The following is a 13,344-nucleotide window of genomic DNA, read 5'->3' as shown; positions in this document are numbered from 1 at the left end:
GGTCGCTACGCGGTCACAGTGGCGTGAGATGCCCCGGCTCCGGCTGCCGGGGCATCAGCCCGGCCTCGCGCTGGGGCCGGGTGACCAGCGCCGGTTCCACCGACGCCGTCCCCGGCTCCAGGGCCAGCACGGCGGCCACGGGGTGGTCGTCCTCGGTGGCGGGTGCCGCCCGGGTGAGCAGCACCACACCCCGGGCCGCGACTCCCGCGCCCGCCAGCGCCAGCAGCACGCCGGCCGCACCGCCCTGGAGGCGTTCGCCCAGCAGGGCGAGCCCGATCAGCGCGGCGGCCACCGGATTGGACAGGGTGACCAGGGCGAGCGGGGCGTCCAGGCCGTCCTGGTAGGCCGACTGCGACAGCAGCAGTCCGCCCGCCGCGAAGGCCGCGACGACCAGAGCCACCCCGATCACCTGCATGCTCAGCAGCGATCCCGAGCGGTCCGTCGCGGCCACCGTGACGGTCTGGGTGAGCGCCGAGGCCACTCCGGAGGCGACCCCGGACGCGGTCGCGTGCCGCAGGCCCCGCCGCCTGCCCGGCCGCCCCAACACGGCGATCAGCACCGAGGTGACTCCGGCGACCGCCACCGCCTCGGACACGCTCAGCACATCGTCGGGGGCGTGCCCGGACGCCGTGACGAGGATCGCCGCGAGGCCGAGGAGGGTGAGGGCGGTGCCCCGCCACTCGACGGCGCTGACCCGGCGCCCCGCGACCCGCGCGCCCAGCGGTACGGCGGCGACCAGCGTGAGCGCGCCGAGCGGCTGCACGACGGTGAGCGGCCCGTACTTCAGGGCCACGACGTGCAGCAGCGCGCCGGTGGCGTTGAGCCCGACGGTCGACCACCAGGCCGCCGAGCCCAGCAGCCGCAGGACACCGTTCCCGGGGGTCCGGGAGGCGAGCCGCTCCTGGGCGACGGCGGCGGCCGCGTAGGCGACGGCGGAGAACAGGGACAGCACTACCGCGAGCAGTGTGGCGTTCATCGGCCCGCTCCCACGAGAGTCGGTTCGTCAACGGGTACTTCGGCCGGTACGAGGTGTTCGGTGCCGCGTCCCGCGGTGGTCCGGGTGCGGTGCGGCAGGTGAATGACGGCGAGCGTGAGTGCGAGCAGTACGCCCGCCACGATCGCGTCGAGCCAGTAGTGGTTGGCCGTCCCCACGATCACCAGCAGGGTCAGCACGGGGTGGAGCAGCCACAGCCAGCGCCAGCGGGAGCGGGTGGCGACGATCAGGCCGATCGCCACCATCAGGGCCCAGCCGAAGTGCAGCGAGGGCATCGCCGCGAACTGGTTCGACAGGTGGTCGCTGGAGGGCGGGCCGTAAACGGAGGGTCCGTACACCCGCGCGGTGTCCACCAGGCCGGTCGCGGCGAGCATCCGGGGCGGGGCCAGCGGGAAGAGCAGGTGGCCGACCAGAGCGACCGTGGTGACCGTGGCCAGTACCCGGCGGGCCCACACGTAGTGCGTGGGGCGCCGCAGGTAGAGCCAGACCAGGAAGGCCACGGTGGCCGGGAAGTGGACGGTCGCGTAGTAGGTGTTCGCGACATGGACCAGGGTGTCGCCGTGCAGCAGCACCGACTGCACCGAGCCCTCGCCGGGCAGATGGACGGCTCGTTCCAGGTCCCACACGCGGTCCGCGTTGCGGAAGGCCTCACCGGTGTGACCGGTGGCCAGCTGTCGGCCGAACTTGTAGACGAGGAAGAGCCCTGCGACGAGCAGGAGCTCTCGGACGAGCGGCGGACGCGCTACGGCGTCCGACTTCGCTGGTGCAGGCTCGGTGCGGGCATTCATCCCCCGGCCCTTTCGCTGACGGTGGTGCGTGGGTGGTGCGGGCGGCGGCCCACGGAGCTGGTGACTCCGCGAGCGTGCCTAACTCATCGATACGGGCGAGTACCGAAACGCCACTGTACCGATACGGCAGTGTACCGATACGGCCGGGTACCGGTACACTGGCGTATCGATTGACATAGGCCACACTGGAAGCCCCGAGCCGAGGAGAAGTGCCGATGACGTCGCAGGCCGCGGACGGACCGGAGACGGTCGCCGCCTCGCGCCGCTCCAAGATCACGCCCGAGCGTGAGCAGGAGTTCTTCGACGCCGTCCTCGACCAGATCCGTGAGTGCGGATACGACGCCGTCACCATGGAGGGCATCGCCGCGAGCACGCGGTGCAGCAAGTCCACGCTCTACCGGCAGTGGAAGACCAAGCCCCAGTTCGTCGCGGCGGCCCTGCGGGCCAGCAGGTGTCCGCGCTTCGGCGGAATCGACACCGGGACGCTCGCGGGGGACCTGCGCGCGGCGGGCCGGGCGGCGGGCGACCTGTCCGGCGACACCACGATCCTGCTCCAGGCCTTCGGGCACGCGGTCACCCAGGACCCCGAACTCCAGCGGGCGCTGCGCGAGGCGCTCGTCGAGCCGGAGCTGGCCGCGCTCCGGAAGATCATCCAGCGTGGGGTCGAGCGCGGAGAGGTCGCCGCCGACCATCCCGCGCTGCCGTACGTCGCCGCGCAGATCTTCGGCGTGCTGCGGGCCCGGCCGGTCCTGGAGGGCGAGTTCGCCGACCCCGACTATCTGCTCCGGTTCGTGGAGGCCGCGGTACTGCCCGCACTGGGGCTGAAATGAAGCTGGGCCTGACACGAGGCCGGGCCTGAAATAGAGCTCAGGCCGCCGTCCGCGGGATGACTGGACGGTGACCTGCACGCGCCGCACCGTGGGGACGGGGGCGGCGCGCACCCCCCGGCCGGGTGGGGTCCCTCTTCAGCGGAGAGGTGCCCCACCCGGCCGCATGGTTTCCGGGGGCCTCAGACGTCCTGGCCGTTGCCCCCGCCGGACGCGACCTCGATGCCCTCGGTGATCTCGTCGATGACGGACTGCTGCTCGCCGACGTCGACACCGAAGCGGACCACCACGATCTGGCCGGAGTCCGCGGGGGAGGGGAAGGCGAGGGACTCGACGTAGCCGTCGGCGCCCTTGGCGGTGATCGCCTTCCAGCGCACCAGGTAGCCCTTCTGCCCGGCCACGGTCACGGCCTTGGAGGCGAGTACGTCGTGCGAGGTGATCCCGCCGTAGCCCTCGCCGTAGGACTGTTCGGCGTTCTTCTCGATGTCCGCCTTCGCCACCTCCTCGGCGCTCGTGCCGGTGGTGCCGAGCAGGCTCGCCGGTGCCGAGTAGGCGCCGCCCTTGGTGCAGGTCGAAGAGGTGTCGTCGGGGCACTTGTACGTCTCGTCCGACGTCACCGACGCGCCCGCGGTGATCTCCTGGCCGTACCAGCCGTCCGGCACCGGCAGGCTGATCCCGCTGATCGCGTCCGTCACCGAACCGCTCTCGATCCGCGGCGCCTCGGATCCCTCCGGACTCGGGGACGGCCCATCGGAACCACCGGAGCCGCCAGAGCCACCCGAGTCACCGGAACCCCCGGACCCGCCGTCGCCGAAGGGACTGCCCTGCCCCGGCCGGGAGTTGGCGGAGCCGCCGTCCGAACCCCCGCTGTCGGCGAGGACGTACACGCCCACCCCGATGCTCGCGAGGACCGCGGCGGCCACCGCCACGGCTATGCCCCTCCGCAGCCCGCGCCGCTGACCGGCGGGCGGAGGCGTCGGATACCCCTGATACCCGGGATGGACCGGATACCCCGGCTGGCCGGGATAGCCCGGCTGGGTCGGAAATTCCGCTTGGGCCGGATATGCCGGTGGAGTCCCGGCGGCCGGCGAAGGCGCCGGCGGACCCCATGCGGCGGCCGATCCCACGGGGCGGGTCCGGTCCGTCCATGCCTTGCCGTCCCACCAGCGCTCGGTGGCGGGACCGTCACTTGTCTGCCCCGGGTCGGGATACCACCCGGGAGGAGTCACCTGCGTCATGCCCCCACCGTATGAGGCATCGGTGAAAGCCGGATGAGAGGGCTCCGGACCCGACCGGCCGGCCCGGTTGTCATCTTCCCGAACACTCCGTCACCCGTCACGGCAACAGCTCCCCGGACCGCCCTCCAACCGTGCGGCCGGAGGACTACGCTCGATGCCTGTACGTCGTTCGGGCGACTTGGGGAGGTAGCGGGATGACGGAGGTACGGCCCACAGCGGCCGCCTCGGCTTCCCTGTGGGAGCGCGAGTCCGAAGTCGCCGCCGTGCGACGGGCGGTGGACACCCTCTGCGCCGACCGGTCCTCCTCGGGAAGCCTGTTGGTCATCCGGGGCGAAGCCGGCCTCGGCAAGACTGCCCTGCTGGCCGAAACGCGACGGATCGCCGAGGCGCGCGGCTGCCACGTGTGGTCGGCCCGCGGCGGCGAGGCCCTGAAGTCCGTTCCCTTCTACGTGGTACGGCACTTGCTCCAGCCCGCGCTGGTGTCCCTGCTGCCCGAGGAGGCCCGCGAGTACCTCGGCGACTGGTACGACATCGCGGGCCCCGCCCTCGGCATAGCGGACCCCGGCGATCGCCGCGCCGACCCGCAGGGCGTGTGCGACGGCCTGGTGGCGGCCGTACGACGGCTCGCACGGCGCGACTGGCCGCTGGTGCTGCTCATCGACGACGCCCACTGGGCCGACCAGGAGACCCTGCGCTGGCTCGCCGCCTTCGCCGAGCGCCTCGCCGACCTGTCCGTGCTGGTCGTGGTGGCCCGCAGGCCCGGCGACGTACGCGGCGAGAGCGCCCGCCACCTCGACGCGGTGGCCGCCACGGCGAGCCGCCCCGTCGCCACGCTGAGCGCGCTGACCCCGGACGCCACCGCGGGCCTCACCCGCGCGACCCTCGGCGGGCACGCCGACGCCGCGTTCTGCCGCGAGGTCTGGGCCGTCACCGCGGGCAATCCCTACGAGACCGTCGAGCTGCTCGCCAAGGTGCAGGACAGCGAGATGGAACCGGTCGAGTCCTCCGCGGCCGAACTGCGCGCCCTGAACCGCTCGGCCCGCGGGGGCGGTCTCGTCGCCCGCCTGGAGGGACTCGGCATCGAGGCCACCCGGTTCGCCTGGGCGGCCGCCATCCTCGGCGCCGGGATCACCGTCGACCAGGTCGCCCAGCTCGCCACCATGAGCCGCGACGACGCGGTCCGCTGCGCCGAACTCCTGCGCACCGCCCGTATTCTCACCGCCCCCGACCCGGCGGCGGCCCCGGCGGAGGAGGGCGACCTGGAGTTCGTCCACCCGCTGATCGCCACCGCCGTCTACAACTCCATCCCGCCCGCCCTGTGCACCGCCATGCACGGCATCGCCGCCCGCGTGGTCACCGACTCCGGGCGCGGCCCGGCGGCCGCCTCCCGGCATCTGCTGGAGGTCCATCCGGACGACGACGCCGAACTCGTGGGCCAACTGCGCTCCGCCGCCCAGGAACATCTCGCCGTCGGCGCCCCCCCCGGACGCGGCCCGCCGCTGTCTGGAGCGAGCGCTGCGCGAGCCGCCCCGGCCGGAGATCCACCCGCACGTCCTGTACGAACTGGGCTGCGCCGCCCTGCTGACCGCACCGGCCACCACCATCAGCCATCTGCGCAGCGCGCTCGCGATGCCCGGACTCGACGGCACCGAGCGGGTGGACGCCGTCTATCGGCTCTCCCAAGCCCTGCTCCACAACGACCAGTTGGAGGAGGCCGTCCGCACGGTCGAGGCGGAGGCCGCCCGGCACGAGTCCGGGCCCGCCCGACTGCGTCTGCAGGCCGTGCAGTTCATGTGGGAGGGCATCTACGCGGGCGAGGCCACCTCGCCCGAGCGCTCCGAGACACTCGCCGAACTCGCCCGTTCCTGCACCGGCCGCGACAACTCCGAGCGCGCCCTGCTCATCCTGCGCGGCTTCGACGCCATGGCCCGCGGCGAGAACGCCGAGGAGGTCGCGGAACTGTGCGACCGCGCCCTCGTCAACGGCCGCCTCGCGCCCGGCCTCGGCTGGACCGACCCCGAGTGGGGCATCGAGCTGCTGATGATGCTGGCCAACGCGTACGCCTACACGGACCGGCTCGACCGCGCCGAAGCCCTCTACACCGAGGCGCTGCGGGCATACGAGTCGGCGGGCTGGAGCGGCGGCCATCTCGCCCTGGCCCATGCCTACGTCGGTTTCGGCCACCGCAGGCGGGGCCGGTTGCGGGAGGCGGAGAAGTCGCTGCGCGAATCGCTGCGGCTGGCCGAGCGCGTGGGCCGCGGGCTGCCGCTGTACTGGTCCGCCACCTGCAACCTCGTCGACACCCTGCTGGCCCGCGGCCATGTCGAGGAGGCCTGGGAGGTGGCCGAGCAGTACGGCTTCGCCCCGCCGTACCCGTCCACCATCGTGCTGCCCGACCCGCGCTCGGTGCGCGGCCGGCTGCTGCTCGCCGTCGGCCGCACCAAGGACGGCATCAACGAACTGGAGGAGGCCGAGAAGGCGGCCACCGCCCGCGGACACCACAACACCGTCATGGTGCCCTGGGCCGTCGACCTCGCCCGCGCTCTCGCCACCGAGGACCCGGCGCGGGCCGCCCAACTGGCCACCGACGTCCGTCGGCACGCCGAGCGCTTCGGCACCGACACGGCCATCGGTGAGGCCCTGCGCTGCGCCGCCGCTCTGGAGACCGGTCAGCGCGCGGTGCGGCTCGCTGCGCAGGCGGTCACCTTCCTGGACGCCTCGCCCTGCCAGTACGAACACGCGGCCGCTCGGATCGAGTACGGCATCGCGTCCCGCTCCACCGCGGAACTCAGCCGGGGTCTGACCCTGGCGCGGCTGTGCGGCGCCGACGGCCTGGTGGCGAGGGCGGAGGAGATGCTGGCCACGGGGGCTCTGCGGGAGTGACTGGGGCGGGGGTCCAACTGGAGTGACCGGGGCGGGGGTTCAGTCTTCTTCCTCCGCCAGCACCCGCTGCGCCGTGGCGAACGCCGAGTTGGCCGCGGGCACGCCGCAGTACACGGCTGTCTGCAGGAGCACCGCGCCGATCTCCTCCGGGGTGAGCCCGTTGCGCCGGGCCGCCCGCACATGCATCGCCAGCTCGTCGTAGTGGCCGTGGGCGACCAGCGCGGTCAGGGTGATCATGCTGCGCTCGCGGCGGCTGAGCGTGGGGTCGGTCCAGATCTCGCCCCAGGCGTAGCGGGAGATGAAGTCCTGGAAGCGTGCCGTGAAGGGCGTCTGGCGGGCCTGGGCGCGGTCCACGTGCGTGTCGCCGAGGACTTCCCGGCGCACTTCCATACCGCGCGGGGCGGCGCCGTCGAAGTGGGTGCGCAGGGCCGTCAGTACGGCCTCCGGGCATTGCACGGGCGCCAGGTGGGAGGCGCCGGGCAGCTCCAGGAGAGCGGCGCCCGGGACCGCGTCCGCGATCTCCCGCAGATGGACCGGCGGGGTCGCCGGATCCTCCCGTCCCGCGATCAGCAGGGTCGGCGCAGAGATCTCCGTGAGCCGGTCGCGCAGATCGAACGCGGCCAGCGCGTCACAGCACGCCGCGTACGCCTCCGGGTCGGCCTCCCGATGGTCCTGGACGAGCCGCTGCACGGTGAACCCGGCCGTGAACCAACGGGAGTTCGCCCCCTCGGCCAGCCCGGCAAGACCCTCGGCACGCACCAGCGCGGCCCGCTCCTGCCACGGCTTCGCCCCGTTGAAGTGGGCCGAGGAACAGATCACGGCGAGCGAGGCCACGCGGTCGGGGTGGTGCACGGCCAGATGAAGGCCCACGGCACCACCGAGCGACACCCCGGCGTACGCGAACCGTGCCACGCCGAGTGAGTCGGCGAGCCGCAGCACCAGACCGGCCAGGTCCCCGACACTCGCCCCGGGCCCGATCAGGTCCGCGGCCGAGCCGCCGTGTCCGGGCAGGTCCCAACGGACCACCCGGTGCCCGATGGACAGCTCGGGCGCTACCGCGTCCCACAGGGCGTACGAGGTGCCCAGCGAAGGACCGAGCAGCAGTGGGGGCGCCGAAGCGGAGCCCTCGACGCGGTGGTTGAGGAGAAGGTCGGTCAACGTCGCTCCAGAGCACGGTCGGTGAGGGCAGCGGCGCTGCCGGTGTATCGGGAGGGGTCGGTGAGCTCGGTGACGTCGAGGCCCTTCAACTCGGGCTCCTCCAAGAGGAGTTCGGTAAGTGTGCGGCCCTCGGTGTGGGTACGCCGTGCCAGTTCCGTGAGGAGCGTCTTGGCGCGGGCGCGACCCAGCACCGGCGCCAGCTCGGCGGAGAGCCGCTCCGAGACGATCAACCCGTGGGTGAGACCGAGGTGCTCGCGCATCGCGTCCGCGTCGACCCGCAGCCCCTCGGTGAGTTCGGCCGCGTCCCGGGCGGCCCCGCCCATCAGCCGCAGCAGGTCGCGCAGCGGCTCCCACTCGGCGTGCCAGGCGCCGGCCGGGCGCTCGTCCTCGGCCACCAGCGACCCGTACAGCGTGGCGGCGAGCTGCGGCGCCCGCCGGGCCGCCGCCGCGACCAGCGTGGACCGTACCGGATTCGCCTTGTGGGGCATGGCCGACGAACTGCCGCCACTGCCCTCCGCCAGCTCGCCGATCTCGGTCCGCGACAGTGTCAGCACATCCGCCGCGATCTTGCCCAGCGCCCCGGCCGTGAACGCCAGGCATCCGGCCAGATCCGCGAGGGGCGTGCGCAGGGTGTGCCACGGCAGCTCGGGCGCCGCGAGACCGGCCTCCCGCGCATACGCCGCGACCAACGCCGTCGCGTCCTCGGCGCCGTAGGCGGCGAAGGCGGCCAACGTCCCGGCCGCGCCCCCGAGTTGGACCGGCAGCGACTCCCGCACGGCCGTCACTCGGTCCCGTGCGTCCAGCACCAGCGCACGCCAGCCCGCCGCCTTCAGGCCGAAGGTCGTCGGTACGGCGTGCTGGGTGAGGGTGCGTCCGGGCAGTGCGGTGTCCCGCTGCTCGGCCGCCAGCCGGGCCAGCGCCGACGCGGTGCGCGCGAGGTCGGTCAGGAGCGGGGCCAGGGCGCGGTGGGCGACCAGCATCGTGGCGGTGTCCATGATGTCCTGACTGGTCGCGCCCCGGTGCACGGACGGGCCGTACTCCTCGCCCACCGCCTCGGTCAGATCGGCGACCAGCGGGATGACCGGGTTGCCGCCCGCGCGGGCGCGCCGCGCGATCGACGGCAGGTCGTAGCGGCCGACGTCGGCGGCCTCGGTCACCGCCCGGCCCGCCTCGGCCGGGCCCTGAGCGCGGGTCAGCGCGGCCTCGGCGTCCAACAGGGCCTGGAGGAAGGCGGTGTCGCTCGTCGCGGACGCGGCGGCGCACTGAGCCCACCCGGGACCGAGCAGGCTGTCGACATCGGCAGAACTCACTGGAACTCCAGGAAGACCGTCTCGCCCTCGCCCTGAAGGCGGATGTCGAAACGGTAGGTGCCTTGGCGTTCCTCCGCCGCGATCAGCGTGGCGCGTCGCTCCGGATCCACCCGGGACAGCAACGGGTCCGCGGCCAGCGCCGCCTCGTCGCCCGGCAGATAGATCCGCGTGTACAGATGCACGAGCAGCCCGCGCGCGAACAGACACACACTGAGGTACGGCGCGCTCTGCCCGCGCGCTCCCGGCCGCAGCGTCCGCGCGCTCCAGTGGCCGTTCGCGTCGGTCTGGACCCGCCCCCAGCCGGTGAACTCCACGCCGTTGCGGCCCAGGAAGCCGCCGGTGGCCGGGTCGCGCCGCATGGATCCGTCGACCTGCGGCACCCGGCCGTCCGGATCGGCACCCCACAGTTCCAGGAACGCGTCCGGCAGCGGATTGCCCTCACCGTCGTACACGTATCCCTGGACGGCGATGGTGTCCGGGTGGCCGACCGGGGCGATGTCGCCGCCGCCGGGGAAGGGCAGGGCGTGGCCGTAGAAGGGGCCGACCGTGTGCGAGGGCGTGGGCAGCACGGTCTCGGGGCGATTCGTGTCGATCTTCGTCATGGCGGTCAGCGCCCTTCCTCGATCCAGGTGGCGTTCGGGCCGTCGAGCACGATGTCCCAGTGGTAGCCCATGGAGAACTCCGGTACCGACAGGCTGTGGTCGTAGGTGGCGATCAGCCGCTGGCGGGCCGCGTCGTCCGTCACCGACTGGATGATCGGGTCGTAGGGGAAGAGCGGGTCGCTCGGGAAGTACATCTGCGTCACCAGCCGCTGGGTGAACGCCGTGCCGAAGACCGAGAAGTGGATGTGCGCGGGACGCCAGGCGTTGAGGTGCTGGCGCCAGGGGTACGGGCCCGGCTGGACGGTGGTGAAGGTGTAGAAGCCGTTGTCGTCGCTGAGCGTGCGGCCGACGCCGGTGAAGTTGGGGTCCAGCGGGGCGTCGTGCTGCTCGCGCTGATGGGCGTAGCGGCCCGCCGAGTTGGCCTGCCAGATCTCCACGAGCTGACCGCGCACCGGGCGCCCGGAGCGGTCCAGGAGCCGCCCGGAGACGGTGATCCGCTCACCGATCGGCTCACCGCTGTGCTGCCGGGTCAGGTCATTGTCGATCTCGGTGATGTCCCGCTCCCCGAAGGCGGGGGAGTGCAGCTCCACCAGCTCCGGGTCCTTGCTGACGTCGATCGCGACCGGCGGCTGCTTGGGGTGGCGCAGCACGGAGGAACGGTACGGCGCGTAGTCGCGCCGCGGGTGATGCTCCACGGGCGCGCCGTCCGCGATCCGCTTCTCGTACGCGGCGTGCTCGGCCGCGATCTCCTGGTCGATGTCGTGCTGGGTGAGAGTCATGAAGGTTCCTCGGGGTCTTAGCGTTCGAGGACCAGGGCGAGGCCCTGGCCGACGCCGATGCAGAGGGTGGCTACGCCGGTTCCGGAGCCCTGGCGGGCGAGTTGGTGGGCGACGGTGCCGGCGAGGCGGGCGCCGGAGGCGCCGAGGGGGTGGCCGAGGGCGATGGCGCCGCCCTGCGGGTTGAGGATCGCCGGGTCGAACTCGGGCCACTCCGCGACACAGCCGAGGACCTGGGCGGCGAACGCCTCGTTCAGCTCCAGGACGGAGAGGTCGTCAAATCCCTTGCCCGCCTTGGCCAGTGCCCGGTTGACCGCCTCGACGGGGGCGAGCCCGAAGTAGTGCGGGTCCAGGGCGTTGACGCCGGTGGCGGAGATCCGGGCGAGCGGCTCGCGGCCGGTGGCCCTCAGCCCCTCCTCGTCGACCAGCAGCAGGGCCGCGGCACCGTCGTTGAGCGGAGACGCGTTGCCCGCGGTGACCGTGCCGCCGTCCGCGCGGAAGGACGGCTTGAGCCGGGCCATCGCCTCCAGCGACGCGTCGGGCCGTACGCATTCGTCGGCGCCGAAGACGACCGGGTCGCCCTTCCGCTGCGGGATCGGCACCGGCGCCAGCTCGGCGTCGAAGAGTCCTGCCTGCTGGGCGCGGGCCGCCTTCCGGTGGGAGGCGAGTGCGAACTCGTCCTGCTGCTCCCGGCCGATCTTGTGCTTGTCGGCGATGAGTTCGGCGGACTCCCCGAGCGGGACGGTCCACTGAGGTTCCATCCGGGGGTTGACCATGCGCCAGCCGAGGGTGGTGGAGTACAGCTCGGTGTGGGCGGCGGGGAAGGGCCGGTCGGACTTGGGCAGCACATACGGCGCCCGCGTCATGGATTCCACGCCGCCCGCCACCGCGATGGAGGCGTCCCCGGCGGCGATGGCGCGGGCGGCCTGGATGACCGCCTCAAGGCCGGAGGCGCACAGGCGGTTGACGGTGACGCCCGGCACCGAGGTCGGCAGTCCGGCGAGGAGCGCGGCCATGCGGCCGACGTTGCGGTTCTCCTCACCGGCGCCGTTGGCGTTGCCGAAGTAGACGTCCTCGATCCGCGCGGGGTCCAGCTCCGGGGTGCGGACGAGGAGTTCACGGATGGCGTGGGCGCCGAGGTCGTCGGGGCGGACCGCGCTGAGCCCGCCGTTGTAGCGGCCGATCGGGGTGCGTACGGCGTCGACGATGTAAACCGGGTTCACAGCAGATCCTCCGCAACAGTCAGTTTCGCGTCGGTCTTCGCGATGACCTCGTCCACGCTCACTCCGGGTGCCGTCTCGACGAGCAGCAGGCCCTCGGCTGTCACATCGAGCACGCCGAGATCGGTGATGACTCGGTTCACGCACGCCTTGCCCGTGAGCGGCAGCGCGCACTCATTGAGGATCTTCGGTGAGCCGTCCTTCGCGGTGTGGGTCATCACCACGATGACCGTACGGGCGCCGTGGACCAGGTCCATCGCCCCGCCGATCCCGGTGATCAGCTTCCCCGGGATGGCCCAGTTCGCCAGGTCGCCGCCCGCGGAGACCTGCATCGCGCCCAGCACCGCCACATCGATGTGCCCGCCCCGGATCATCGAGAAGGACAGCGCCGAGTCGAAGAAGGACGCCCCCGGGAGGACGGTCACGGTCTCCTTCCCGGCATTGATCAGATCCGGATCCACGGCGTCCGCGGTGGGGTAGGGGCCGGTGCCCAGGATGCCGTTCTCGCTCTCCAGGACCACCTCCACGCCCCCCGGGAGATAGTTCGGGATCAGCGTCGGCAGACCGATGCCGAGATTGACGTACTGGCCATCGGCCAGCTCGCGGGCCGCCCGCGCGGCCATCTCCTCACGCGTCCAGGCCATCAGCTGCTCACCGTCCGCTGCTCGATCTTCTTGTCCGCCGCCTGCTCGGGCGTGAGGGCGATGACCCGCTGCACGAAGATGCCGGGCAGATGCACCGCGTCCGGATCGATCGCACCGGGCTCCACCAGCTCCTCCACCTCGGCGATCGTCACCCGTCCGGCCATCGCGGCGAGGGGGTTGAAGTTGCGGGCGGACTTGTTGAACACCAGGTTCCCGTGCCGGTCGCCCTTCGCCGCGCGGACCAGCGCGAAGTCGGTGCGGATGCCGTGCTCCAGGACGTACTCCGTGCCGTCGAAGGTCCGCACCTCCTTCGGCGGGGATGCCAGGGCGACGCCGCCGGAGCCGTCGTAGCGCCAGGGCAGTCCGCCCTCGGCGACCTGGGTGCCGACCCCGGCCGGGGTGTAGAAGGCGGGGATACCGGCCCCGCCGGCCCGCAGTCGCTCGGCCAGGGTGCCCTGGGGGATCATCTCGACCTCCAGCTCACCGGCCAGGTACTGGCGGGCGAACTCCTTGTTCGCGCCGATGTAGGAGCCGGTCACCCGAGCGATCCGCCCGGCCGCGAGCAGCACCGCGAGGCCCGACTCCATCGCGCCGCAGTTGTTGGAGACCACCGAGAGGCCGGACACGCCCCGCTCGTACAGGGCCTCGATCAGCACGTTCGGCACACCGCTCAGCCCGAAGCCGCCCACCGCGAGCGACGCGCCGTCGGGCACATCAGCCACCGCCTCGACGGCGGTGGCGACCACCTTGTCCATCCGTGAAGCCCCATCTCGTCCGCGCGCCCGGTCTGCAATTAATCAGGGCACTGAGTATTTCAGCGAGGTGTCCCTCACGCTGCCACTGGAGGAGCGAAGCGTCAAGGCCTCCGGAAAACAGCAGGTCGGCGTATGCAGACGGAGTTCGC

Annotated in this window: 11 protein-coding genes and 1 pseudogene; 2 read left to right on the top strand and 10 right to left on the bottom strand. The window is 72.7% G+C overall.

From position 1 onward, the window contains the following. Positions 1–13 precede the first annotated feature (13 nt). Positions 14–976, bottom strand: coding sequence for a DMT family protein (locus BN159_RS08385; RefSeq protein WP_015656504.1), 963 nt, complete (start codon positions 974–976; stop codon positions 14–16). Continuing rightward, positions 973–1,782, bottom strand: a complete 810-nt coding sequence (locus BN159_RS08380) for a phosphatase PAP2 family protein (protein WP_015656503.1) — start codon at positions 1,780–1,782, stop codon at positions 973–975. Before BN159_RS08380 ends, BN159_RS08385 begins: the two co-directional genes overlap by 4 nt. 215 nt (positions 1,783–1,997) lie before the next feature. On the opposite strand from BN159_RS08380, the gene BN159_RS08375 reads away from it, so the two are divergent. Then, positions 1,998–2,612, top strand: coding sequence for a TetR/AcrR family transcriptional regulator (locus BN159_RS08375; RefSeq protein ID WP_015656502.1), 615 nt, complete (start codon positions 1,998–2,000; stop codon positions 2,610–2,612). A 179-nt stretch (positions 2,613–2,791) separates the two neighbouring features. On the opposite strand, the gene BN159_RS08370 is transcribed toward BN159_RS08375, so the two are convergent. Beyond that, complete coding sequence (locus tag BN159_RS08370; protein ID WP_041818963.1) at positions 2,792–3,847, bottom strand: DUF2510 domain-containing protein; 1,056 nt, start codon at positions 3,845–3,847, stop codon at positions 2,792–2,794. A 194-nt stretch (positions 3,848–4,041) separates the two neighbouring features. Here BN159_RS08370 and BN159_RS08365 point away from each other — a divergent pair. Further along, positions 4,042–6,730 (top strand): annotated as a pseudogene (locus BN159_RS08365) (ATP-binding protein). 39 nt (positions 6,731–6,769) lie between these two features. On the opposite strand, the gene pcaDC reads toward BN159_RS08365, so the two are convergent. From pcaDC to BN159_RS08330, 7 genes are read right to left on the bottom strand one after another with little or no spacing between them, the layout of a single operon-like run. Continuing rightward, a complete protein-coding gene (pcaDC, locus tag BN159_RS08360) occupies positions 6,770–7,888 on the bottom strand; it encodes a bifunctional 3-oxoadipate enol-lactonase/4-carboxymuconolactone decarboxylase PcaDC (RefSeq protein ID WP_015656498.1) in 1,119 nt (372 codons plus the stop codon). Next, complete coding sequence (pcaB, locus tag BN159_RS08355; protein ID WP_015656497.1) at positions 7,885–9,198, bottom strand: 3-carboxy-cis,cis-muconate cycloisomerase; 1,314 nt, start codon at positions 9,196–9,198, stop codon at positions 7,885–7,887. The genes pcaDC and pcaB overlap by 4 nt, the downstream gene beginning before the upstream one ends. Continuing rightward, positions 9,195–9,800, bottom strand: coding sequence for a protocatechuate 3,4-dioxygenase subunit alpha (gene pcaG / locus BN159_RS08350; RefSeq protein ID WP_015656496.1), 606 nt, complete (start codon positions 9,798–9,800; stop codon positions 9,195–9,197). The genes pcaB and pcaG overlap by 4 nt, the downstream gene beginning before the upstream one ends. 5 nt (positions 9,801–9,805) lie before the next feature. Then, complete coding sequence (gene pcaH, locus BN159_RS08345; RefSeq protein ID WP_015656495.1) at positions 9,806–10,579, bottom strand: protocatechuate 3,4-dioxygenase subunit beta; 774 nt, start codon at positions 10,577–10,579, stop codon at positions 9,806–9,808. A gap of 17 nt (positions 10,580–10,596) precedes the next feature. Beyond that, positions 10,597–11,799 (bottom strand): thiolase family protein, encoded by a 1,203-nt coding sequence (locus BN159_RS08340; protein ID WP_015656494.1) that lies wholly within the window; start codon positions 11,797–11,799, stop codon positions 10,597–10,599. Further along, positions 11,796–12,440, bottom strand: coding sequence for a CoA transferase subunit B (locus tag BN159_RS08335; RefSeq protein ID WP_015656493.1), 645 nt, complete (start codon positions 12,438–12,440; stop codon positions 11,796–11,798). Before BN159_RS08335 ends, BN159_RS08340 begins: the two co-directional genes overlap by 4 nt. Further along, positions 12,440–13,195, bottom strand: a complete 756-nt coding sequence (locus BN159_RS08330) for a CoA transferase subunit A (RefSeq protein ID WP_015656492.1) — start codon at positions 13,193–13,195, stop codon at positions 12,440–12,442. Before BN159_RS08330 ends, BN159_RS08335 begins: the two co-directional genes overlap by 1 nt. Positions 13,196–13,344 lie beyond the last annotated feature (149 nt).

This window comes from Streptomyces davaonensis JCM 4913 (assembly GCF_000349325.1).
Taxonomy (GTDB): domain Bacteria; phylum Actinomycetota; class Actinomycetes; order Streptomycetales; family Streptomycetaceae; genus Streptomyces; species Streptomyces davaonensis.
Note: the sequence above shows the minus strand (reverse complement) of the source record. Positions and strands in the feature narration are given on the sequence as shown.

Coding starts and splice junctions, on each gene's coding strand:
- BN159_RS08385 (WP_015656504.1), bottom strand. CDS start 976: ATGAACGCCACACTGCTCGCGGTAGTGCTGTCCCTGTTCTCCGCCGTC.
- BN159_RS08380 (WP_015656503.1), bottom strand. CDS start 1,782: ATGAATGCCCGCACCGAGCCTGCACCAGCGAAGTCGGACGCCGTAGCG.
- BN159_RS08375 (WP_015656502.1), top strand. CDS start 1,998: ATGACGTCGCAGGCCGCGGACGGACCGGAGACGGTCGCCGCCTCGCGC.
- BN159_RS08370 (WP_041818963.1), bottom strand. CDS start 3,847: ATGACGCAGGTGACTCCTCCCGGGTGGTATCCCGACCCGGGGCAGACA.
- pcaG (WP_015656496.1), bottom strand. CDS start 9,800: ATGACGAAGATCGACACGAATCGCCCCGAGACCGTGCTGCCCACGCCC.
- pcaH (WP_015656495.1), bottom strand. CDS start 10,579: ATGACTCTCACCCAGCACGACATCGACCAGGAGATCGCGGCCGAGCAC.
- BN159_RS08335 (WP_015656493.1), bottom strand. CDS start 12,440: ATGGCCTGGACGCGTGAGGAGATGGCCGCGCGGGCGGCCCGCGAGCTG.
- BN159_RS08330 (WP_015656492.1), bottom strand. CDS start 13,195: ATGGACAAGGTGGTCGCCACCGCCGTCGAGGCGGTGGCTGATGTGCCC.